Source organism: Variovorax beijingensis, from assembly GCF_003951285.1.
In the GTDB taxonomy this organism is placed as follows: Bacteria; Pseudomonadota; Gammaproteobacteria; order Burkholderiales; family Burkholderiaceae_C; genus Variovorax; species Variovorax beijingensis.
The window spans coordinates 44,232-64,081 of sequence record NZ_RXFQ01000026.1; the positions used below are offsets into that span (position 1 = coordinate 44,232).

Genomic DNA, 19,850 nt, shown 5'->3' on the forward strand with positions numbered 1-19,850 from the left:
TTGGCGCTGCGCTCATGCACCGAGCGCCATCTGTTCGATGCACATGAAGTCCGCTTGCGGCACGGGCTCCGCGAACAGGCTGATCGCATCGAAGCGTTGTGCAGGCAGCGCGCCGAAGTGCCGTTGCGCCGCGTCGTGCAGCGCCTGCACCTCGGCCTCGTCGGCCTCGCGCAGCGATCCGGTCAGCGAGAGGTGGAAGCGGAAGCGGTCGAGCACGAACGGGTAGCCCCAGCGCTGCAGCAGCGCGTCTTCCTCGGGCGTGAGCCCGCTCGCGCGGCGGCGCTGCAATTCGGCCGGCGGCAGCGGCGCGGCGAAGGCGTGCAGGCCGGTCACGCAGGCGCTGGCCATGGCGTTCAGCGCGCGGCTGGGCGCCACGGGCACGAGCGCGAGGAAATCGTCGAGCCGCACCACCTGCAGCGCCGGCATGTCGAAGGGCTCCCAGGCCTTGCAGATGTGGCGGATGCCGGTGCGCAGCGACGCCGCGTCCAGGTGCGAGGGCAGGGCGAAGGGCGCCTTCAGCGTGGCATGCCAGCCATAGCGCCGCGGCGCGGCCGTCAGTTCCTGCTGCCGCGCGGGCGGCATGCCGTCGATGGCGGGTTGCGGCAGCGGCTGCCCGCGCGCCGCGCAGCGTCCGAGCCAGTGGCTGCCGGCCTCCCACCACGCGCTGCCGATGGCCGGCGCGAAATAGGCCGCGTAGCGGTGCGCCGCGCCGCGTCTGCGGGACGCGGCCTCAGTCATCGTGCGCCACCGTCAGCGAGGTGCGGTCGCCCGCGAACCAGGCCCTTGCGTATTCGATAGGCACGCCCGCGGTATCGACGTTCACGCTCTCCACGAACAGCACCGGCCGGCTGACCGGCTGGCGCAACTGCGCGGCAATCGCGGCTTCGGGCATCTGCGCCGTGATCCGGCTGTGGTGGCGCGTGTAGTCGGCCACGCCGTGGGCCTCGAAGCCGGCGGTGATGGAGCCGGTCTCGCGCACCACGGCCTCCAGTCCCGCAAAGCGCGGCAGGGGAAAGAAGCGTTCGCTGCAGTGCAGCGGCTGACCCTCGGCTTCGCCGATCACTTGCAGGCACAGCAGGGAACTGCGCGCCGGCATCGCGAGCGAACGCGCCTGTGCCGCGGTGGCGCGCACGGTGCTCGCGCCGACCACGCGCAGCGCGCCGCGCAGTCCCGCCAGCGCCATGCTGCGCTGGAAGCGCGGGCGCTTGGCCAGCGCGAGGTCGACCGCGAACTCTTCCACATAGGTGCCGCTGCCCTGCGTCACGCGCAGCAGCCCCTGGCTGCAGAGGTTGGCGAGCGAGCGGCGGATGGTGTGGCGGTTCACGCCGAACTGCTCGGCCAGCGCGTGCTCGGAGGGCAGGCGCTGGCCCGGCGAATACACGCCGCGCGCAATGGCCTCGGCCAGGTCGGCCGCGATGCGGATCCAGAAGCTGTCGCGTGCGGTGCGTTCGGTGGTGGCGGGGCGTGGAGCCAGCGCGGAGGCAGGGGTCGTCGTCGTGCTTGTCATTAAACCTACTTGCGTGCTCTCTAAGCTCGCGTCAGTTGCCGAATTTGTCTATACAACTTCAAGCGTATCACTCTCATGTTTCATGCCTTTGACACAGAACCCGCCGCTCGCCCGCTGCGCCGCGCGCAGTGGCTGGCGATGCTGGCGCGTGCGCCCGTCTCGCTGCTCGAGCCGGCGCTCGCGCAGCACGCCGAGACCCCGCCGCAGTGGCTGCGCGCACCCGAGACCGGCCTGGTGATGGTGCAGGGCCGTGCCGGCGGCACCGGCGAGCGCTTCAACCTGGGCGAGGTGACGGTCACGCGCTGCGCGCTGCGCCTGGGCGGCACCGCGGCGCAGCCGGGCGCCGCAGTGGGCGTGGCCTATGTGCTCGGCCGTTCGCACCGCCATGCGCAGCTCGCGGCCGTGGCCGACGCGCTGCTGCAGGACCCGGCGCAGCAGGCCGTGCTCGATGCCCGGCTGCTGGCGCCCGTGCGTGCGCATCTCTCGGCGCTGCGCGCGCAGCGCCATGCACGCGCCCAAGGCAGCAAGGTCGAGTTTTTCACGGTGGCGCGCGAAGCCGGCGGCGCCGACATGGACGAGGACGATTCCGAATGAACGCGAACATGCTTTCCACCCTGGGCGCGGGATTCACCGATGCCGCACTCGGCAGCCAGGCGGTGTTCCGCTCGGCGCTGCACGCGCTCGCGCATCCGGGCCGCATCGTCGAGCTGTCGCACGATGCGCAGGTGCCGTCGCAGGGGCACGGCGCCTCGGCCGCGCTGCTGCTGGCGCTGCTCGACCCCGACTGCCGCCTCTGGCTGTCGCCATCGATCGCGGGCAGCGACGCGGCTGCATGGCTGCGCTTTCACACCGGCTGCGTGCTGGTCGACGAGCCTGCGCAGGCGCAGTTCGCGTGGATCGGCGAGGGCGATGCATGCCCGCCGCTCGATGCCTTCGCGCAGGGCAGCGACGCCTATCCGGACCAATCGGCCACCTGCGTGATCGACGTGGCCAACGTGATGGACGTGTCCGCACCGGCCGAAGGAAGCGCACCGCGCTGGACGCTGCGCGGCCCCGGCATCCAGGAACGCAACGCCATCGTCGTGGAAGGCCTGGCACCGGCCTTCACCACCCAATGGTCCGCGAACCACGCGCTGTTTCCGCGCGGCGTGGACGTGTTCCTGGCCGCGCCGCAACGCATCGTGGGGCTGCCGCGCACCACCCGCATCGAACAGGAGGCTTGAGATGTACGTTGCCGTCAAGGGCGGGGAAGCCGCCATCCTTGCAAGCTACCGGCTGCTGGCCGAACAGCGCCGCGGCGACACCGGCACGCCGGAGCTGTCGGTGCGCCAGATCCGCGAGCAGCTCAAGCTCGCGGTCGACCGCGTGATGACCGAGGGCTCGGTCTACGACCCCGAACTGGCTGCGCTCGCGATCAAGCAGGCTTCAGGCGACATGGTGGAGGCCATCTTCCTGCTGCGCGCCTACCGCGCGACGCTGCCGCGCCTCGGCCACAGCGTGGCGCTCGACACCTCGCGCATGGCGCTGGACCGCCGCATCTCCGCCACCTTCAAGGACCTGCCCGGCGGCCAGGTGCTGGGCGCGACGCACGACTACACGCAGCGCCTGCTCGACTTCACGCTGCTGGCCGAGGGGCGGCAGCAGGCCGCGCCGGCGCCCGCGGCCGATGCGGCCACGCCGCCCGCCGCAGCCACGCCGCGCGTGGTCGATCTGCTGAACCAGGAAGGGCTGATCGAAACCCGCGCCGTGCCGCCCGGCGATCCCGCACCGGTCGACCTCACGCGTGCGCCGCTGCGCTTTCCGGCCGACCGCGCGACGCGGCTGCAGAACCTTGCGCGCGGCGACGAGGGCTTTCTGCTGGCCATGGCCTATTCCACCCAGCGCGGCTACTCGCACAGCCACCCGTTCGTCGGCGAGATCCGCTTCGGCAGCGTGGAACTGGAGCTCGCGCCCGAGGAGCTCGACTTCACCATCTCCATCGGCGACCTGGAGATCACCGAATGCGAGATGGTCAACCAGTTCGCGGGCAGCAAGAGCGAGCCGCCCCAGTTCACGCGCGGCTACGGCCTGGCCTTCGGCCACTGCGAGCGCAAGGCCATGGCGATGAGCCTGGTCGACCGCGCGCTGCGCGCCGACGAGCTCGGCGAGCCCGTGGAGGCGCCCGCGCAGATGCAGGAGTTCGTGCTCTCGCACAGCGACAGCCTGGAGGCCTCGGGTTTCGTGCAGCACCTGAAGCTGCCGCACTACGTCGACTTCCAGTCCGAGCTCGAGCTCGTGCGGAAGATGCGCGCCGCCGCCGGCGCGGGAGACCACGAATGACGACCACCGAATACAACTTCGCCTACCTCGACGAGCGCACCAAGCGCATGATCCGCCGCGCCATCCTCAAGGCCGTGGCCATTCCGGGCTACCAGGTGCCCTTCGGCTCGCGCGAGATGCCGCTGCCCTACGGCTGGGGCACGGGCGGCATCCAGGTGACGGCCGCGGTCATCGGCCCGCGCGACGTGCTGAAGGTGATCGACCAAGGCTCCGACGACACTGTCAACGCCGTCAACATCCGCCGCTTCTTCGAGCGCACCACGCGCGTGGACACCACCACGCGCACGGCCGAAGCCACGCTGATCCAGACGCGCCACCGCATCCCCGAGGCAGCGCTGTCGGAAGGGCAGGTGCTGGTCTACCAGGTGCCGGTGCCCGAGCCGATGCAGCGGCTGGAGCCGCGCGAGACCACCACGCGCACGCTGCACGCGCTGGCCGAGTACGGGCTGATGCACGTGAAGCTCTACGAGGACATCGCGCGCTACGGCCACATCGCCACCACCTACGACTACCCGGTGCTGGTGAACGGCCGCTATGTGATGTCGCCGTCGCCGATCCCCAAGTTCGACAACCCCAAGATGCACATGAACCCCGCGCTGCAGCTGTTCGGCGCCGGCCGCGAGAAGCGCATCTATGCGGTGCCGCCCTACACGCCGGTCGAAAGCCTGAGCTTCGAGGACCACCCTTTCGAGATCCAGCGCTGGGACACGCCCTGCGCGCTGTGCGGAGCGACCGACAGCTTCCTCGACGAAGTGATCACCGACGACCAGGGCGCACGCATGCATGTGTGCTCCGACTCCGACTACTGCCAGTCGCGCCAGCAGGCGGACAGCGCCGCCGTTGCGCCCGATCCCGCGACCGATTCGGCCACCGTGGACGGAGCTCTCGCATGAGCGCCGTGCAAGTTTCCCCCTTGCCGCTGCTGCGCGTGCGCGGCGTTGGCAAGCGCTACGGCGACCGCGTGGCGCTGCACGACGCCTCCTTCGACCTCTGGCCCGGCGAGGTGCTGGCGGTGGTTGGCGAATCGGGCTCGGGCAAGTCGACCCTGCTCGACGCCATTGCCGCGCGCAGCCGCCCCGACGCCGGCAGCGTGCAGTTCCACGTGCGTGGCGGCGGCCTGCAGGACGTGTTCGCGATGACCGAGGCCCAGCAGCGCCTGCTCTCGCGCACCGACTGGGGCTTCGTGCACCAGAACGCGGCCGACGGCCTGCGCATGGACGTTTCGGCCGGCGCCAACGTGGGCGAGCGGCTCATGGGCCTGGGCGAGCGGCATTACGGCCGCGTGCGGGCCACGGCGGCCGACTGGCTGCAGCGCGTGGAGATCGATCCGGCGCGCATCGACGACACGCCGCGCACCTTCTCTGGCGGCATGCGCCAGCGCCTGCAGATCGCGCGCAACCTGGTGACGCAGCCGCGGCTGGTGTTCATGGACGAGCCGACCTCGGGCCTGGACGTGTCGGTGCAGGCCCGCCTGCTCGACCTGCTGCGCCAGCTCACGCGGCAGATGCAGCTCGCGGCCATCGTGGTCACGCACGACCTGGCGGTGGCGCGGCTGCTCGCGCACCGCATGGTCGTGATGCAGCAGGGCCGGGTGGTCGAGACCGGCCTCACGGACCAGGTGCTGGACGACCCGCAGCACGCCTACACCCAGCTTCTCGTTTCCTCGGTGCTCCAACCATGACGACCCCCTTGCTTCTTCTCCAGGGCGTGGCCAAGCGCTTCACGCTGCACCACCAGAATCAGCTGGAGCTGCCGGTGTTCGACGCGGTCGACCTCAGCGTGAGCGCAGGCGAATGCGTGGTGCTCGATGGCGCCTCGGGCCTGGGCAAGAGCACGCTGCTCAAGCTCATCTACGCCAACTACCGCGCGAGCGCGGGCCGCATCACGGTGCAGGCGCTGGCCGGCCCGGTGGACCTGACCGAGGTGGCGCCGCGCGAGCTGGTGCGCCTGCGGCGCGACACCATCGGCTACGTGAGCCAGTTCCTGCGCGTGATCCCGCGCGTGCCCGCGCTCGACGTGGTGGCCGAGCCGCTGGCCGAGGACGCCGGCGACGACCCCGCGGGCATCGAGGCCGCGCGCGCCGAGGCGCGCCGCTGGCTCGCGCGGCTGCGCATTCCCGAGCGCCTGTGGCACCTGCCGCCGGCCACCTTCTCGGGCGGCGAGCAGCAGCGCATCAACATCGCGCGCAACATGATCAAGCCCAAGCCGCTGCTGCTGCTGGACGAGCCCACCGCCTCGCTCGACGCCGCCAACACGGCCACCGTGATCGAGCTCATCCGCGAGGCCACGGCACGCGGCGCGGCCATCGTCGGCATCTTCCACGACGCCGAGGTGGGCGCGGCCGTGGCCACCCGCCGCGTCAACGTGGGCGACTTCAGGAGCACCCGGCCATGAGCACACCCATCGTCTTTTCCAACGCACGCATGGTGCTGGCCGGCGAGGTGGTGCACGGCGCGCTCTCGGTGGCCGGCGGGCGCATCGAGGCGCTGGACAGCGGCGCCACCGCGGCGGGCACGCTCGACCTCGAGGGCGACTACCTGTTCCCGGGCCTGGTCGAGGTGCACACCGACAATCTGGAGCGGCACCTGATGCCGCGTCCCAAGGTGCAGTGGGCCGAGATGCCCGCGCTGCTGGCGCACGACGCCGAGGTGGCCGCCGCCGGCATCACCACGGTGTTCGACGCGCTGGGCGTGGGCGAGGCCGATCCCGAGAGCCTGCGCGGCAGCACCTGGGACACGCTGCTCGACGTGCTCGACGGCTGCATCGAGAGCGACCTGCTGCGCGCCGACCATCACCTGCACGTGCGCTGCGAGCTGCCGGCGCCCAACACCATCGAGCTGTTCGAGCCGTTCCGCAAGCACCCGCGCCTGTCGATGATCTCGCTCATGGACCACACGCCGGGCCAGCGCCAGTGGGAGAACATCGAGGTTGCCCGCGTCTACTACACCGGCAAGAAGGGCTGGAGCGACGACAAGTTCGACCGCCGCGTCTCCGAGGCCGTGTCGCTGCAGACGCGCTATGCCCAGCCGCACCGCCGGCACTTCGTCGAGCATTGCCGCGTGCACGGCATTGCCCTTGCGAGCCATGACGACACCACCGTGGCGCATGTGGAGCAGGCGCATGCGGAGGGCGCCAGCATGTCGGAATTCCCGACCACGCTGGCGGCCGCGCGCGCGGCGAGAGAGCGCGGGCTCGCCAACATCATGGGCGGGCCGAACGTGGTGCGGGGCGGCTCGCATTCGGGCAACGTGGCCGCGGCCGAGCTGGCGCGCCAGGGACTGCTCGACATCCTTTCTTCCGACTACGTGCCCGGCAGCCTCATGAGCGCGGTGATGCGGCTGGTGGACGAGGGCATCTGCACGCTGCCCGAAGCGGTGGCGATGGTGAGCCGCGCACCCGCGCGCGCGGCCGGCCTGCACGACCGCGGCAGCCTGGAGCCGGGGCTGCGCGCCGACCTGGTGCAGGTGCGCATCACCCAGATGGCCGACGGTGCCAGGCACCCGGTGGTGCGCGGCGTGTGGCGCCAGGGCCGGCGTGTGATCTGAGGGCGTCTTCGGGGGCGTTACCGCGGCTGTCGCCGCAATGTCGCACAGCTGTCGCGCGCATGTCACGACGCCTCGCGAGACTTCACTTGTCTAGACGACTTTGGAACTCAAGATGACCGGTGTCCTGCGCATCCATCAACTGAACAAGCACTTCGCCAACGGCCGGCATGCGCTGCGCGACGTCAACCTGGCCGTGAACCGCGGCGAGATGGTGGCGTTGATCGGCGCCTCGGGCTCCGGCAAGTCCACGCTGCTGCGGCACGTGGCGGGCCTGGTGGCCGCCGATGGCGGCACCGATTCGCTGATCGAGATCGACGGTTGCTGCGTGCAGAAGGGCGGCCGCATCCACCGCGACATCCGCAAGGTGCGCTCGCAGGTCGGCTTCGTGTTCCAGCAGTTCAACCTGGTGGCGCGGCTGCCGGTGCTGGTGAACGTGCTCGTCGGCTCGCTGCACCGCATGCCGTGGTGGCGCAGCTGGCTGCGCGTGTTCACGGCGCAGGAGCGCGCACTGGCGCTCGAGGCCCTGGGGCGCGTGGGCATTGCCGACTGCCATGCGCAGCGCGCCTCCACGCTGTCGGGCGGCCAGCAGCAGCGCGCGGCCATTGCGCGCACCCTGGTGCAGGGCGCCAAGGTGGTGCTGGCCGACGAACCCATTGCATCGCTCGACCCCGAGTCCTCGCGCAAGGTGATGGAGATCCTGGCGCGCATCAACCGCGAGGACGGCTGCACCGTCATCGTGTCGCTGCACCAGGTCGACATCGCGATGAAGTACTGCCCGCGCGTGGTGGCGCTGAACCAGGGCCAGGTGGTGTTCGACGGACCTTCCTCGGCGCTGACGCCCGCGCTGCTGCGCGACCTGTACGGCGTGCAGGCCGACGAGCTGCTGCGGCCGGCCGCGCCGGCCGCGGCACCCGAGGGCGCCAACGTGCACGTGCTGAACCCGGCGGCTCCCGTGTCGTGGGCTGCGCAAGCCGCATAGCCCGCGAAGAACGCGTGTCTCTTTCCATCCCTCAATTTCCCTGGAGCCATCCATGATCAAGAAACTCATTGCCGCCACCGTGCTGGGCCTCGGCCTTGCCGGCGCGTCCCTCGCGCAGGACATCAACTTCGGCATCATCTCGACCGAGGCGACGCAGAACCTCAAGGGCGACTGGCAGCCGCTGATCGACGACATGAGCCGCCAGACCGGCCTGAAGGTCACGGCCTTCTTCGCGCCCGACTACGCCGGCATCATCGAAGGCATGCGCTTCAACAAAGTGCACATCGGCTGGTTCGGCAACAAGTCGGCGATGGAAGCGGTCGACCGCGCGGGCGGAGAGGTGTTCGCGCAGATGGTGAACGCCGACGGCACGCAGGGCTACTACTCGCACCTGATCGTGAACCGCGAGAGCCCGCTCAACACGCTCGACGACGTGCTCAAGAACGCGAAGAACCTGAGCTTCGGCAACGGCGATCCCAACTCGACTTCGGGCTACCTGGTGCCGGGCTTCTATGTCTTCGCGCAGAACAAGCTCGATGCCAAGTCGATCTTCAAGGTGACGCGCAGCGCCAACCACGAGACCAACGCGCTGGCCGTGGCCAACAAGCAGGTCGACGTGGCCACCAACAACAGCGAGAACCTCGAGAAGGTGAAGGAGCGCTTCCCCGAGAAGTTCAAGGACATCAAGATCGTCTGGACCTCGCCGCTGATTCCGCTCGATCCGCTCGTCATGCGCAAGGACCTGCCCGAGGCGACCAAGGCCAAGCTGCGCAACTTCTTCTACAACTACGCCAAGTCCGATCCGCGCGAGAAGGAGATCGTCATGAAGATCTCGAAGCTCTCGGGCTTCAAGGAATCGAGCGACAAGCAGCTGCTGCCGATCCGCCAGCTCGACCTGTTCGGCCAGCGCACCAAGATCGAGGCCGACGCCGTGCTCGGTGACGCCGACAGGAAGGCCAGGCTGGCCGACATCGACAAGAAGCTGGCCGCGCTGAACTGAGCGCCGCCACTTTTTTTTCTGCTGCACTGCTGTGTCCGCCATGCAACCCACGGTCCATATCGTCCGCCCGAGCCTGGCGCCTGCGGCGTCCGCCGCTCTCAAGCGCAGCCTCGCCTGGCAGCTCTCGTGGGCGGGCCTGCTGATCCTGCTGGCCGCGTCCTGGAAGGGCGCCGACATGCGTCCGTTCGAACTCTGGCGCGATTCCGGCAACATGGCTACCTACGCGGCCGAGTTCTTTCCGCCGAACTTCACGCAGTGGCGCATGTACCTGCAGGAGATGGTCGTCACCTTGCAGATCGCGCTGTGGGGCACGGCGCTGGCCGTGGTCACAGCCGTGCCGCTCGCGCTGCTGGCTTCCGCCAATATCGTGCCCTGGTGGATCTACCAGCCGATGCGCCGCCTCATGGACAGCTGCCGCGCCATCAACGAGATGGTGTTCGCGATGCTGTTCGTGGTGGCCGTGGGCCTGGGCCCCTTCGCCGGCGTGCTGGCGCTGTGGGTGCACACCACGGGCGTGCTGGCCAAGCTGTTCGCCGAAGCGGTGGAAGCCATCGACCCGCAGCCGGTGGAAGGCATCCGCTCCACGGGCGCCAGCGCGCTGCACGAGATCGTCTACGGCGTGCTGCCGCAGGTGATGCCGCTGTGGATTTCGTATGCGCTGTACCGCTTCGAGTCGAACGTGCGCTCGGCTTCCGTGGTGGGCATGGTGGGCGCGGGCGGCATCGGCGTGGTGCTGTGGGAGATCATCCGCGGCTTCCAGTACGCCGAGACCTGCGCGGTGATGCTGATCATCGTGGTGAGCGTGAGCGCCATCGACCTGGCGTCGGCGCGCATCCGCAAGTTCCTGATCTGAGTGCGGGGCAGGGCAGGGCGGGCCTGCGCGGGCGAGGCAGAATCCGGCAAGGACTTCCGCACGCACATGAACGCCCAGACATTGCTCCCCATTCTTCAGCTCCAGGACCTGAGCTTTGCCTACCCGGGCCAGCCCGCGCTCGCATCCGGCTGGTGCGCTTCGGTGGGCGAGGGCGTCACGCTGCTGTATGGCGACACGGGCAGCGGAAAGTCGACCCTGCTGCGCGTGATCGCGGGCGCGCTGCCTTCGGCTTCCGGAACGCTGACGCTCGCGGGCGCGCGGCTCGACACCGAGCCCGAGGCCTACACGCGCAACGTGTTCTTCTGCGACCCGGCCGCCGGAGCCTTCGAACAGCTCACCGCGCGTGCATGCACGGCCACCCTGAGCGAAGGCGACGCTGGCTTCGATGCGGCGCTGTGGCAGGTGCTGGTCGAGGGTTTTTCGCTGGCGCCGCACATCGACAAGCCGATGTACATGCTTTCCACCGGATCGAAGCGCAAGGTGGGGCTGGCGGCCGCGCTGGCCTCGGGCCGCCCGCTGGTGCTGCTCGACGAACCCGAAGGCGCGCTCGACGCGCGCTCGATCGGCTGCCTGTGGAGGGCCGTCGAGTCGTTGGCCGGGCACGCGGGCCGTGCGATCGTCATTGCCAGCAGCGCGCGCCTCGACCACGTTCCGCGGGTTGCGCTCGCCGGGTGCATCGAGCTGCCGCTTCGCTGAGTGGTCCGGCGCAAGAGGTTCATTCCAGAGCGCTGACTCCCGGGTTGCGATCCGCCGTCAGCGCTCCTTGCACTTGACCTCTTCCTTGAACACCTCGCGGCTGGCCTCGAGCTTGACCTTGCAGGGGCCGTCCCGGAACTCGTCCTTCCATTCCCCTTGCCACGTGGCCCCGACGCCGTCCTTGCACTTGACCTCGCGCTTGAACTCGCCTCGCTTCGACTCCTGCTTGACCTCGCAGGGCCTGGCCCAGCGGTCGTCGCGCCAGTTGCTTTGCCAGTCGCCGCGTCGCCAGCGCTTCTTCGAATCGTCGTCGTCGGCGAAGGCACAGGGGGCGGCGATGGCGGAAAGCAGCACGAATGCGGCGGTGGCTCGAATGGACATTGCGTTCTCCTTGACGAGATGTGGCTGCTGCGAAAGCGTGTGCCGGCGGCAAGCGCTCGCGCTCAGCGCCGATACGGATTGTGGGGGCGGCGGTCGTAGCGGTCGGGCACACCGTCGCGGTCGCTGTCCCGGCGCGCATGGCGGTAGTCGGCGCGGCGGCCATGACGATAGTCGGCATGGCGGTCGTGGCGGTGGTCGTAGCCGTGTCGCACCACGTGCCGCGGCGGGGGCGGCGGAACAACGACCACGTGCGGGCGATAGCCGTGGTCTCCATGGTGCGGCTGCGCTTGCGCAGGAGCGCTCAGGGCGGCCAGGGAGAGCAGGGCGGCCGTAGCCAATGCGAGGGACAACTTCTTCATTGCAACTCCTTCGAGTCGTTGTATTCAGGAGTTCCCATGCTGAGGGCGCAATGTGAAGGGCCGGTAAGGCTGCGGCGAATTTCCGATGAACTTTTTGCAGGGCATTTCGGCATGCGTGGGCGCCGCCTCCCTAGGCAGGCGGCATCCCCTTCAGCGCCCTCGCGGAGCGGGCGAGCCCTTCAAGGATCCGGCCCGACACCGCGGCCGGAAAGTGCGCGGGCAAGCGCGCAGCGATCCGATCGATCACGCCTGGCGTTGCCGCGAGCACGCGCTGGATGATGCTCTCGGCATCCGGGCCGTAGTGGCACTTCTGCGCCATGGCGTTGAAGTGGCGCCGCTGGATGGTCTTGAAGTGGTAGTGCCTGCTCTTGCCGGACAAGGCCATCGCGAGCTTGGCTTCGTGCCTGGAGAACTGGTTCGGGCCGTTGCCTTCCAGGGGCCAGATGGACATCACGTCATAGAGGGGCGTCAGCCTGTAGCGGCCCATCGGGAGCCAGGCAATGCTGAAGTTCTTGGCATGCCCGTCGGGCGCGCCCAGCATCCAGAAGAGCAGCTGTGCGGTGAGGAGCGTTGCCAGGTCTTCCTGGGCGTTGACCGAATTGCGCAGTACATCGGCCAGGTCGGTCATTCCCGGTCCGCCGTCCGCTTCGTATTTCAGATGCGACGGCCTGCCGAGGGCCTGGCAGAAGTCTTCCTGTGGCAGGCGCAGCCACCAGTTTCCGGAGGAGTGCAGACGGCGGTCGAAGCGCTCGACGGCCAGCACCTTCTGCGAACCGAATCGGAGCATCGCGCTCCGGGGAACAGGAACGCCGTACTCCTGGAGGATGTTCAGGCAGATCCACTCGTTCTCCACCGAGGTGTTGAAGTCGGCCTTGCGATGGCCGACGAGGCCCAATGGCAGCTTCAGGATATGCGTGGTGGGGGTCGAGCCCTGCGGACGCACCCACTGGCCTTCGTGCCACAGAAGAGCGGTTTTCTCCTGGGCGCCCGCCAGGGAGATGCGAAGCTCGTCGCCAGGCAGCGCTTGCGTGGCGAAGCTGCCCGGATCGACCGTCTGCTGCAGCAGCCGTTCGACGCCGGCCTCGCTCATCGGCTCGCCCTCGATGCGTTCCACATCGGCCGGGCTGGCGTTCTCTCCCAGCAGCTGGATGGCGCCCACGCAATCCCTGCCGATCGCCTGTAGGAGGTCGAAGGCCTGCGTCGTCTGCGTGCCGAAGCGGCTCGCAATGCGCTGGCGGATGGGCAAGCTGTCCGGCAGCAGGTTGTCGAAGTAATTCCGGACGACAGCGCCCTTGTGGGTGAAGCCGCGCACCAGCGGCAATGAAAGCGAGAGCGGGCGCCCCGCGGGCGAATCGGCCCAGGCATCGTCATAGCGCAGTTCGTCCGCCCCGTGCGCGGGGATGCGCCAGCTGCCTACCCGTTCACCGTTGGCCCAGATGGAAAGCGCCTGGAGGCCCCGTGTGCGTGCCACGCTCACCACTCCGGGGAAGGTGCTTTGCTGCCAGTGGGCGCTGGCCTCTTGGAGCCCACCACCATTTCAAGGCCCAGCACGCCGAAGATGGCCAGCAGCTGCTCCAGGCTCAGCGAGCCCGGGTTGAGCTCCATGTGGGACATCCGGCTCTGGCTGATGCCGAGCCGCTCGGCCAGCCTGACCTGCGAGATGCCCGCTTCCTTGCGCGCGGCCTTGAGCAGCGCGCCGAGCTGGGAGGGAACCGAAAGGATTTGCTGCATGGAAATACCGATGAGACGGGTACTTGGAAGATTACCCATCAGACGGGTAATTGTCAAATACCCAGCTGATGGGTATTTGAGGAATTACCTATTTCATGGGTAATCGGAGTCGAAGCATGGGCATCCCGTACGGCCTCGCAGAGCAGCGTCCTCGAAGCCCTATCGACCCAGGAATTCGACCGCCTTGGGCACGAAGTCCGCATGGAACTGGAACACGCCGCCGTGGCCGGCATCGGGGTAGATGATCAGCGTGCTGTTCGGAAGCCGCCACGCCAGTTCGCGCGAGTTCGCGGTCGGGACCATCCGGTCGTCGTCACCGTTGACGATGAGAACGGGCTGCTTGACCACCGAAAGATCGGCCGGCTGTTTGCGGCCCCAGGTCTTCACCGCCCGCAGCTGCGCCAGGTACGCGGCGATCGTGATCTCCTTGTCGCGGTTCTCCGAGCGTTCCTTCAATCGCGCGAGGAAGGCCTTGCCGGCCTCGATGCCGCCCGGCGTGCGCGTGAAGAACAGGAACTGCTTGGGGTCCTGGCCGGTGAAAAGACCCCGCAGGAGGTCGTAGTGCGCGACCCTGGCCACCGCGCTGATGCCCTCGCCGCCCGCGGGGCCGGTGCCCGCGAGGATCATCTTGCGCACGAGCAGCGGCTCCTTCAGCACGATGTCCTGGGCGATCATTCCGCCCATCGAAAGGCCGAAGAGGTCGACCTGCCCGAACCCCATGGCCTTGATGAAGGCGATGGCGTCGTCGGCCATCTGCTCCACCGAGTCGGACGGCGAACCGCTGGATGCGCCGACGCCCCGGTTGTCGAACGCGATCACGTGGTGCGTCGCCGCGATGCCATCCATGATGCGCGGGTCCCAGTTGTCCAGGACGGCGGCCAGGTGAACGAGAAACACGACCGGTGTTCCGCCATGGTGCGCTCCCAGTTCCCGGTACGCAAAATCCACGCCGCCGGCGAAGATGGATCTCGTTGGAACGTCCGCCCAGCGGTGCACTCAGGCCACCTGCGGAAGGTAGCTGGGCCTGGGCGCCGTCATCCCTTGCTTGACCTGCTGCGTGAGCTCATCGGCCAGCACCTCGTCGAGGCCCGATTCGAGCCCGTCGAGCGCACGCTTCACGATGTCTTCAGGGCTCGTCTTCGGCACATCGAAGCCGCGCGTGAGATCGGTGTCGACATAGGCCATGTGCAGTGCCAGCACCTGCGTCTTCTGCGCCGACAGTTCGCTGCGCAAAGCATTGGTGAGCGACCAGGCGGCCGACTTGCTGGCCGAATAGGCCGCCAGTTCCCCGCCATTCACCCACGAGGCGACCGACAGGACGTTGAGCAGCGCGCCGCCGCCGTTGGCCTTGAGAATGGGCGCGAAGGCCTTGCTCATGCGCAGCACGGCAAAGAAATTGGTCTCGAAGATTTGCCGTGCGACCTCTTCGCTGTCGGCCGCGAGAAAGCCGCCCACCTGGGCAATGCCGGCGTTGTTGACCACCAGCGTCACATCGGATGCCGCAGCCGCGGCGGCCGCCACGTCTTGCGGATTGTTGACGTCCAGGCGCAGCGCCTGGACCCCGGCCTGGGTCACGGTTTCGGGGTTGCGAGCGCCCACATAAACCTTGCGGGCGCCGCGGGCCAGCAGCTCGCGCGCGAATGCCAGGCCGATGCCGCGATTGGCGCCAGTGACAAGAGCAACGGAATTTTCGATCTTCATGGGAATCTCCAAAAAATGAGGGGAACAAGAATGAACAAGGCTCACTTGAGCTTGACGACGACCTTGCCCTTGGCGCGGCCTGCTTCGACATAGGCCAGGGCTTCGTTGGTGGCGTCGAACGGGAACACGCGGTCCATCACGGGCCGGATGGCACCGGCCTCGATGAGTCGCGTGATCTCGCGCAGCTGGCTTCCGTTTGCCCTCATGAAGAGAAACGAGAAATCGACGCCGCGGCCTTTGGCTCTGCGCCTGATGCCGGAACTCAGCAGCCGCATGACCAGCTTCACGAAGCCGGGTGCGCCGCTTTGCTTTCCGAACTCGGGGTCGGGCGGTCCGGAGATGGTGATGAGCTTGCCGCCGCGCTTGAGCACGCGCAGGGATTTCTCGAGCGTCTTGCCGTCCTGGCTGTTCAAGACCACGTCGTAGTCGCGCAGCACATCCTCGAAGTCCTGCGTCCTGTAGTCGATGGCGACATCCGCACCCAGGCTCTTCACGAGCGCGGCATTGGCCGAGCTCGTCGTCGTGGCGACGGTGGCGCCCAGCTGCTTGGCCAACTGGATCGCAAAGGTGCCCACGCCGCCGGAGCCCGCCTGGATGAACACCTTCTGGCCCTTCTTCAGTCCGGCCTTCTCGACCAGTGCCTGCCACGCCGTCAGGGCCACCAGCGGAATGGAAGCGGCTTCTTCCATCGTGAGGCCCTGCGGCTTGGGCGCGAGCGATGCCTCCTTGACCGCAACGAACTCGGCGAAGGTGCCGATCCGGAAATCGTCCGCCCGCGCATAGACCTCGTCGCCCGGCTTGAACTGCCGCACGCGCGCGCCAGCCTTGACCACGATACCGGCCACGTCGTGCCCCAGCACGAGGGGCAGGCGGTACGGCAGGATGAGCTTGAACTCCCCATTCCTGATCTTGGCGTCCAGCAGGTTCACGCCGGCGGCATGCACCTCGACCAGGACCTCGTCATCGCGCAGCTCCGGCGTGGGCACGTCTGCCGATCGCAGCGCACCCTTCTTGGTGTATCGATCGAGAACAAATGCTTTCATGGTCTTCCTTGTTACTGGCGTATCCAGGTCTGTGAACGGCCCAGCATGGGCACACCGATGTAGCCGCGCACGCTGAGCTTCTTGCCGTTGTCGGTCAGGCGCACAGTGCTGCGGTAGACCTTGCCGTTGTCGGGATCGAGGATCTGGCCGCCGGCGTATTCGTCACCGTCCTTCTTCAGGCCATTCAGGATCACCAGCCCGACGACCGGTGCATTCTTGTGGGCGCCTTCGCACTTGTCGCAGGTCGGATTCGGGTCTTCGTTCGGGGCCGGAAATACTTTTTCGATCTTTCCCTGGAGGACACCATTCGATTCGGTGAGGCGGATCAGCGCCCGCGGCTTGCCGCTGACGTCGTCGACGTTCTTCCACAGGCCGACGGGCGATGTCTCGTCCGCCCGGGCTGGCAACGCCGTGAATGCTGCGGCCGCGGCGAAGCCCTGGAATGCGAGCGCGAAGAGGAGCGGAAGCGCGCGCGCTTTGCCGGCGGGGTTTTGTTTATGTCGCATGATAAGCATCATATTTATGGGCGAAAAAATGGGATTCGTGCCGCGGTGGATTCAGGCCGGCGTCAGGTGCTTCAGCGCAGCCTCGCACAGGCTGGCCGACAGCGCGGGCTCGTCGACCGCGCGCGCCAGCAGCAAGGTGCCGACCATGGTGGCGACGGTCACCAGTGCGCGTTCATGCGCAGCGGGCTGCCCCCAGTCGGGCGACTGGCGGGCGACGAGATCGATCATTTCCTTGACGTACCGCGTGGTCACCCGCCGCACCTCGGCGGCCTGGCGCGGCGTTTCCGAGCCCAGCGCGGCCAGCGGGCACCCCATCTCCGCGTGCGCCACATGTTCCGGCGAGAGATAGGTGCGCAGCATGGAGGCCAGGGCCTGGCCGGAGGGCTCTTCAGAAGCGGCCTTGGCCGCCGCCGCGGCCGATTCGGTGCAGGCCCGGCCTGCCGCTTCGGCCAGCATGGCTTCGCGCGACGGGAAATGGGCGTAGAAGGCACCATGGGTCAGTCCGGCTTCCTTCATGATGTCGGCCACGCCGGTGCCGTCGTAGCCGCTGCGGCGGATCGCCCGGGCAGCCACGGACAGGATGCGCTCGTGCGAGGCTTCCTTGGCTGCCGCCCTGACGCTGTGCTTTGTATTTCGCATGATGCGCATCATACATAAAATCCGACAATCCGCAAACGCGCGGGGCCGGCCGGCCATGGCGGCAGCAGGGCTGCTGCGGCAGAACGTTCTCAAGAGCAAGGAGAAAAAGGCGATGTACCAAGAGACTTTCATGAGGCAGGCCCTGGCGCTTGCGGCCAAGGCCCTCGATACGCCCGGCACCGAGCCGTTCGGGGCCGTGGTCGTGAAGAACGGCCAGGTCGTCGGCGAGGGGCTCAACCACTCGGTGGCGAATTTCGATCCGACCTCGCACGGCGAAGTCGAGGCGATCCGCGATGCCTGCAGGCGGCTGCGCAGCGTCGACCTTGCCGGATGCGACCTGTACACCTCGTGCGAGCCATGCGCCCTGTGCGTCGCGGCGATGCGCATCGCCGGCATCCGCGCGCTCTTCTACGCAGCCTCCATGGAACAGGCAGGCCGGGCCTTCGACGGGCTGCCGGCCGCCGCCCGCCACCCGATCGACGTGGACGATCTCCGCGCGGAAGCGGGCGCGCCCCTGGCCCTGCGCAAGATGCCGGCGCAGCAGCACCTGGCCGATGAAGCCACCAAGGTGCTGGCCGCCTGGGCGGCGCCGCGCAAGTGCTGAGGGTTTGTCTGGCTAGAGCTTGATCCCCGCGCCCTTGACCGTCGGCCCCAGCACGTTCACCTGCTCCTTCACGAAGCCATTGAACGCGGCGACGGTCTCGGGCTTGGCTACGATGCCCAGCTCGGTGAGCTTCTTCTGGATCTCGGGCATCACCAGCACCTCGTTGCAGGCCGCGTTGAGCCGGGCCACCACGTCCTCCGGTAGCCTGGCCGGGCCGGACAGACCGAAGAAGTTCTCGAGCACCAGCTTCGGCTGCTTGAGTTCAGCGATGCTTGGCACCTCCGGCATCAGCGGCGAACGCTGGGCGCCGGTCACGGCCAGGGGCACCAGCTGTCCGCTCTTGAAGAACGGAACGTAGGCGGTGATGACGTCGATGCCCACCGGAATGGTGTTGGCGATCAGGTCGGTGGTCATCGGTGCGCCACCGCGGTAGGGCACGTGCACCATGTTGATCCCGGTGATCTTCCTGAGCAGTTCGCCGTGGATGTGGCCGATCGAACCCGGGCCGCCCGAGCCGAAGTCCATGCGGCCGTCCTTGCGCCCGGCCGCCTCGAATTCCGCATAGGTCTTGAACCCCGACGGCTTGCTGGCCATGATGACCAGCGGCGCCGCACCCAGGTAGGCGATGTGGCTGAAGCCCGCCACCGGATCGTAGGGCTGCTTGTCGAGCGTGAAGGGGCCGAGCGCGATCGGCGTGGTGTTCGAGAGCATCAGCGTGTAGCCGTCGGGCGGGGACGCGGCCACCTGCGCGCCGCCGATGGTGCCGCCCGCGCCGGGCTTGTTGTCCACGACCACGGGCTGTCCCAGCTTCTTCGACAGCTGTTCCGCGAGCAGGCGCGCGAGCACGTCGCTGGAGCCGCCCGGGGGAAAGGTCACGATGATCTTGATCGGCTTGTCGGGCCATTGCGCGAAGGCGGGGAGGGCGAGCGAGGCGGCTCCTGCCGCCAGGACGTGCAGCACAGTGCGGCGGGTGGGGCGAAAGCGGGTGGTCATGGCGTTGCTCTGCGGGCGATGGAGGGAAACCACCGGATAGCAGGAACCGGGCCCGACGCGGAAAGCAGCAATCCCGCCAAACTTGTTACTCCCGCCGCTCGATGGGCAGTGCCAAACTTTTCTTCTCGCCCAACCAGGAGATTCAAGCCATGACGACTTCCATCGAGAACGGAAAGAAGGGCGTCCAGCCCGCCATGCACACCCCACCGGTTGTTTCGCCCAAGGCGTGGGAGGCGGCCCGCGAGCAGCTGCTCGTGAAGGAAAAGGCCCAGACCCGCGCCCGCGACGCGCTGGCCGCCGAGCGCCGGCGCATGCCGTGGATGGCCGTGGACAAGGCCTACGCCTTCGAAGGACCTGCGGGCAAGGTCAGCCTGCCCGAGCTGTTCGACGGCCGGCGCCAGCTGATCGTCTACCGCGCCTTCTTCGAGCCCGGCGTGTTCGGCTGGCCCGACCACGCCTGCCGCGGCTGCTCCATGGTGGCCGACCAGGTCGCCCACGTCGCCCACCTGAACGCCCGCGACACCACCCTTGTCTTCGTCTCGCGTGCGCCCCAGGCGGACATCGCGCGGCTGCAGGCGCGCATGGGCTGGGAGATCCCGTGGTTCACGCTCACCGACAGCTTCGACGCCGACTTCGGCGTCGACGAATGGCACGGCACCAACGTGTTCTACCGCGATGCAGGCGACCGCGTGTTCCGCACCTACTTCCTCAACAACCGCGGCGACGAGCAGATGGGCAACACCTGGAACTACCTCGACATCACGCCGCTGGGCCGGCAGGAGGTCTGGGAAGATTCGCCCGAGGGCTATCCCCGGACGCCCACCTACAAGTGGTGGAACTGGCACGACAACTATGCCGAAGAGGCCGCGCCCGACAAGAAGTGGGTCGAGATCTCCACCGCCGGCGAGGCGGCGTTCCGCGAGCAGAGCCTGAAGGCGAAGCGATGAGGCGGGGCGGGTAGCTTCGCGCGTGG

General features: G+C 68.2%; 25 protein-coding genes. 13 read left to right on the forward strand and 12 right to left on the reverse strand.

Translation table 11 applies throughout. From position 1 onward, the window contains the following. Nucleotides 1–12: 12 nt before the first annotated feature. Both EJO66_RS29660 and phnF read right to left on the reverse strand, forming a co-directional pair. Nucleotides 13–738 (reverse strand): DUF1045 domain-containing protein, encoded by a 726-nt coding sequence (locus tag EJO66_RS29660; protein WP_125966901.1) that lies wholly within the window; start codon nucleotides 736–738, stop codon nucleotides 13–15. Further along, entirely contained in the window at nucleotides 731–1,507 is a 777-nt protein-coding gene (gene phnF / locus EJO66_RS29665) for a phosphonate metabolism transcriptional regulator PhnF (RefSeq protein WP_125966902.1), read from the reverse strand. The genes EJO66_RS29660 and phnF overlap by 8 nt, the downstream gene beginning before the upstream one ends. A gap of 75 nt (nucleotides 1,508–1,582) precedes the next feature. Here phnF and phnG point away from each other — a divergent pair, with 75 nt between their 5' ends. The 11 genes from phnG (at nucleotide 1,583) to EJO66_RS29720 (ending at nucleotide 10,920) form a co-directional block, all read left to right on the forward strand. Then, nucleotides 1,583–2,101 carry a phosphonate C-P lyase system protein PhnG gene (gene phnG / locus EJO66_RS29670; RefSeq protein ID WP_125966903.1) on the forward strand — a complete coding sequence of 173 codons (519 nt, stop codon included), beginning with the start codon at nucleotides 1,583–1,585 and terminating at the stop codon, nucleotides 2,099–2,101. Beyond that, the gene (gene phnH / locus EJO66_RS29675; protein ID WP_125966904.1) at nucleotides 2,098–2,730 is read left to right on the forward strand and encodes a phosphonate C-P lyase system protein PhnH; all 633 of its coding nucleotides are present in this window, start codon (nucleotides 2,098–2,100) and stop codon (nucleotides 2,728–2,730) included. Before phnG ends, phnH begins: the two co-directional genes overlap by 4 nt. A gap of 1 nt (nucleotide 2,731) precedes the next feature. Beyond that, nucleotides 2,732–3,826, forward strand: a complete 1,095-nt coding sequence (locus EJO66_RS29680) for a carbon-phosphorus lyase complex subunit (RefSeq protein WP_125966905.1) — start codon at nucleotides 2,732–2,734, stop codon at nucleotides 3,824–3,826. Then, nucleotides 3,823–4,719 (forward strand): alpha-D-ribose 1-methylphosphonate 5-phosphate C-P-lyase PhnJ, encoded by an 897-nt coding sequence (locus EJO66_RS29685; protein ID WP_125966906.1) that lies wholly within the window; start codon nucleotides 3,823–3,825, stop codon nucleotides 4,717–4,719. The genes EJO66_RS29680 and EJO66_RS29685 overlap by 4 nt, the downstream gene beginning before the upstream one ends. After that, nucleotides 4,716–5,507 (forward strand): phosphonate C-P lyase system protein PhnK, encoded by a 792-nt coding sequence (phnK, locus tag EJO66_RS29690; protein ID WP_125966907.1) that lies wholly within the window; start codon nucleotides 4,716–4,718, stop codon nucleotides 5,505–5,507. The genes EJO66_RS29685 and phnK overlap by 4 nt, the downstream gene beginning before the upstream one ends. Continuing rightward, nucleotides 5,504–6,220: a phosphonate C-P lyase system protein PhnL gene (gene phnL, locus EJO66_RS29695; RefSeq protein ID WP_125966908.1), complete on the forward strand. Its 717-nt coding sequence runs from the start codon at nucleotides 5,504–5,506 to the stop codon at nucleotides 6,218–6,220. The genes phnK and phnL overlap by 4 nt, the downstream gene beginning before the upstream one ends. After that, a complete protein-coding gene (locus EJO66_RS29700) occupies nucleotides 6,217–7,371 on the forward strand; it encodes an alpha-D-ribose 1-methylphosphonate 5-triphosphate diphosphatase (RefSeq protein WP_125966909.1) in 1,155 nt (384 codons plus the stop codon). Before phnL ends, EJO66_RS29700 begins: the two co-directional genes overlap by 4 nt. A 112-nt stretch (nucleotides 7,372–7,483) precedes the next feature. Next, a complete protein-coding gene (gene phnC, locus EJO66_RS29705; RefSeq protein WP_125966910.1) occupies nucleotides 7,484–8,350 on the forward strand; it encodes a phosphonate ABC transporter ATP-binding protein in 867 nt (288 codons plus the stop codon). A gap of 52 nt (nucleotides 8,351–8,402) precedes the next feature. After that, nucleotides 8,403–9,350 (forward strand): phosphonate ABC transporter substrate-binding protein, encoded by a 948-nt coding sequence (gene phnD / locus EJO66_RS29710; protein WP_125966911.1) that lies wholly within the window; start codon nucleotides 8,403–8,405, stop codon nucleotides 9,348–9,350. 40 nt (nucleotides 9,351–9,390) lie between these two features. Further along, complete coding sequence (gene phnE / locus EJO66_RS29715; protein ID WP_125966912.1) at nucleotides 9,391–10,203, forward strand: phosphonate ABC transporter, permease protein PhnE; 813 nt, start codon at nucleotides 9,391–9,393, stop codon at nucleotides 10,201–10,203. A 66-nt stretch (nucleotides 10,204–10,269) separates the two neighbouring features. Further along, nucleotides 10,270–10,920, forward strand: coding sequence for an ABC transporter ATP-binding protein (locus tag EJO66_RS29720; protein WP_125966913.1), 651 nt, complete (start codon nucleotides 10,270–10,272; stop codon nucleotides 10,918–10,920). Nucleotides 10,921–10,977: 57 nt separating this feature from the next. Here EJO66_RS29720 and EJO66_RS29725 read toward each other — a convergent pair whose 3' ends face one another. From EJO66_RS29725 to EJO66_RS29765, 9 genes are all read right to left on the reverse strand, one after another. Beyond that, entirely contained in the window at nucleotides 10,978–11,301 is a 324-nt protein-coding gene (locus tag EJO66_RS29725; protein WP_124959935.1) for a hypothetical protein, read from the reverse strand. A gap of 62 nt (nucleotides 11,302–11,363) precedes the next feature. Next, nucleotides 11,364–11,660, reverse strand: coding sequence for a hypothetical protein (locus EJO66_RS29730; protein WP_021004561.1), 297 nt, complete (start codon nucleotides 11,658–11,660; stop codon nucleotides 11,364–11,366). 130 nt (nucleotides 11,661–11,790) lie between these two features. Next, complete coding sequence (locus EJO66_RS29735) at nucleotides 11,791–13,131, reverse strand: type II toxin-antitoxin system HipA family toxin (RefSeq protein WP_125966914.1); 1,341 nt, start codon at nucleotides 13,129–13,131, stop codon at nucleotides 11,791–11,793. A gap of 2 nt (nucleotides 13,132–13,133) precedes the next feature. Then, entirely contained in the window at nucleotides 13,134–13,391 is a 258-nt protein-coding gene (locus EJO66_RS29740; protein ID WP_125966915.1) for a helix-turn-helix domain-containing protein, read from the reverse strand. Nucleotides 13,392–13,550: 159 nt separating this feature from the next. Further along, nucleotides 13,551–14,387 (reverse strand): alpha/beta fold hydrolase, encoded by an 837-nt coding sequence (locus EJO66_RS29745; RefSeq protein WP_125966916.1) that lies wholly within the window; start codon nucleotides 14,385–14,387, stop codon nucleotides 13,551–13,553. After that, a complete protein-coding gene (locus EJO66_RS29750; protein ID WP_125966917.1) occupies nucleotides 14,388–15,092 on the reverse strand; it encodes an SDR family oxidoreductase in 705 nt (234 codons plus the stop codon). Between the two features lie 41 nt (nucleotides 15,093–15,133). Continuing rightward, entirely contained in the window at nucleotides 15,134–16,135 is a 1,002-nt protein-coding gene (locus tag EJO66_RS29755) for an NADP-dependent oxidoreductase (protein ID WP_125966918.1), read from the reverse strand. Nucleotides 16,136–16,146: 11 nt separating this feature from the next. Beyond that, nucleotides 16,147–16,653 carry a DUF2147 domain-containing protein gene (locus EJO66_RS29760; protein ID WP_125966919.1) on the reverse strand — a complete coding sequence of 169 codons (507 nt, stop codon included), beginning with the start codon at nucleotides 16,651–16,653 and terminating at the stop codon, nucleotides 16,147–16,149. A 39-nt stretch (nucleotides 16,654–16,692) separates the two neighbouring features. Then, the gene (locus EJO66_RS29765; RefSeq protein ID WP_125966920.1) at nucleotides 16,693–17,292 is read right to left on the reverse strand and encodes a TetR/AcrR family transcriptional regulator; all 600 of its coding nucleotides are present in this window, start codon (nucleotides 17,290–17,292) and stop codon (nucleotides 16,693–16,695) included. On the opposite strand from EJO66_RS29765, the gene EJO66_RS29770 reads away from it, so the two are divergent. Next, on the forward strand, nucleotides 17,243–17,884 hold the full coding sequence (locus EJO66_RS29770) for a nucleoside deaminase (protein WP_240648893.1): 642 nt from the start codon (nucleotides 17,243–17,245) through the stop codon (nucleotides 17,882–17,884). The two genes, EJO66_RS29765 and EJO66_RS29770, sit on opposite strands and share 50 nt — an antisense overlap. Before the next feature lie 12 nt (nucleotides 17,885–17,896). On the opposite strand, the gene EJO66_RS29775 is transcribed toward EJO66_RS29770, so the two are convergent. Further along, nucleotides 17,897–18,877, reverse strand: a complete 981-nt coding sequence (locus EJO66_RS29775) for a Bug family tripartite tricarboxylate transporter substrate binding protein (RefSeq protein ID WP_125966922.1) — start codon at nucleotides 18,875–18,877, stop codon at nucleotides 17,897–17,899. A gap of 149 nt (nucleotides 18,878–19,026) precedes the next feature. Here EJO66_RS29775 and EJO66_RS29780 point away from each other — a divergent pair, with 149 nt between their 5' ends. Continuing rightward, entirely contained in the window at nucleotides 19,027–19,824 is a 798-nt protein-coding gene (locus EJO66_RS29780; protein WP_125966923.1) for a DUF899 domain-containing protein, read from the forward strand. The last annotated feature ends 26 nt before the right edge of the window (nucleotides 19,825–19,850 follow it).

What these genes read in the sequence shown, in the direction of transcription:
- EJO66_RS29660 (WP_125966901.1), bottom strand. Translation starts at nt 738, where the DNA reads ATGACTGAGGCCGCGTCCCGCAGACGCGGCGCGGCGCACCGCTACGCG.
- phnF (WP_125966902.1), bottom strand. Translation starts at nt 1,507, where the DNA reads ATGACAAGCACGACGACGACCCCTGCCTCCGCGCTGGCTCCACGCCCC.
- phnG (WP_125966903.1), top strand. Translation starts at nt 1,583, where the DNA reads ATGTTTCATGCCTTTGACACAGAACCCGCCGCTCGCCCGCTGCGCCGC.
- phnH (WP_125966904.1), top strand. Translation starts at nt 2,098, where the DNA reads ATGAACGCGAACATGCTTTCCACCCTGGGCGCGGGATTCACCGATGCC.
- EJO66_RS29680 (WP_125966905.1), top strand. Translation starts at nt 2,732, where the DNA reads ATGTACGTTGCCGTCAAGGGCGGGGAAGCCGCCATCCTTGCAAGCTAC.
- EJO66_RS29685 (WP_125966906.1), top strand. Translation starts at nt 3,823, where the DNA reads ATGACGACCACCGAATACAACTTCGCCTACCTCGACGAGCGCACCAAG.
- phnK (WP_125966907.1), top strand. Translation starts at nt 4,716, where the DNA reads ATGAGCGCCGTGCAAGTTTCCCCCTTGCCGCTGCTGCGCGTGCGCGGC.
- phnL (WP_125966908.1), top strand. Translation starts at nt 5,504, where the DNA reads ATGACGACCCCCTTGCTTCTTCTCCAGGGCGTGGCCAAGCGCTTCACG.
- EJO66_RS29700 (WP_125966909.1), top strand. Translation starts at nt 6,217, where the DNA reads ATGAGCACACCCATCGTCTTTTCCAACGCACGCATGGTGCTGGCCGGC.
- phnC (WP_125966910.1), top strand. Translation starts at nt 7,484, where the DNA reads ATGACCGGTGTCCTGCGCATCCATCAACTGAACAAGCACTTCGCCAAC.
- phnD (WP_125966911.1), top strand. Translation starts at nt 8,403, where the DNA reads ATGATCAAGAAACTCATTGCCGCCACCGTGCTGGGCCTCGGCCTTGCC.
- phnE (WP_125966912.1), top strand. Translation starts at nt 9,391, where the DNA reads ATGCAACCCACGGTCCATATCGTCCGCCCGAGCCTGGCGCCTGCGGCG.
- EJO66_RS29720 (WP_125966913.1), top strand. Translation starts at nt 10,270, where the DNA reads ATGAACGCCCAGACATTGCTCCCCATTCTTCAGCTCCAGGACCTGAGC.
- EJO66_RS29725 (WP_124959935.1), bottom strand. Translation starts at nt 11,301, where the DNA reads ATGTCCATTCGAGCCACCGCCGCATTCGTGCTGCTTTCCGCCATCGCC.
- EJO66_RS29730 (WP_021004561.1), bottom strand. Translation starts at nt 11,660, where the DNA reads ATGAAGAAGTTGTCCCTCGCATTGGCTACGGCCGCCCTGCTCTCCCTG.
- EJO66_RS29740 (WP_125966915.1), bottom strand. Translation starts at nt 13,391, where the DNA reads ATGCAGCAAATCCTTTCGGTTCCCTCCCAGCTCGGCGCGCTGCTCAAG.
- EJO66_RS29750 (WP_125966917.1), bottom strand. Translation starts at nt 15,092, where the DNA reads ATGAAGATCGAAAATTCCGTTGCTCTTGTCACTGGCGCCAATCGCGGC.
- EJO66_RS29755 (WP_125966918.1), bottom strand. Translation starts at nt 16,135, where the DNA reads ATGAAAGCATTTGTTCTCGATCGATACACCAAGAAGGGTGCGCTGCGA.
- EJO66_RS29760 (WP_125966919.1), bottom strand. Translation starts at nt 16,653, where the DNA reads ATGATGCTTATCATGCGACATAAACAAAACCCCGCCGGCAAAGCGCGC.
- EJO66_RS29765 (WP_125966920.1), bottom strand. Translation starts at nt 17,292, where the DNA reads ATGATGCGCATCATGCGAAATACAAAGCACAGCGTCAGGGCGGCAGCC.
- EJO66_RS29775 (WP_125966922.1), bottom strand. Translation starts at nt 18,877, where the DNA reads ATGACCACCCGCTTTCGCCCCACCCGCCGCACTGTGCTGCACGTCCTG.
- EJO66_RS29780 (WP_125966923.1), top strand. Translation starts at nt 19,027, where the DNA reads ATGACGACTTCCATCGAGAACGGAAAGAAGGGCGTCCAGCCCGCCATG.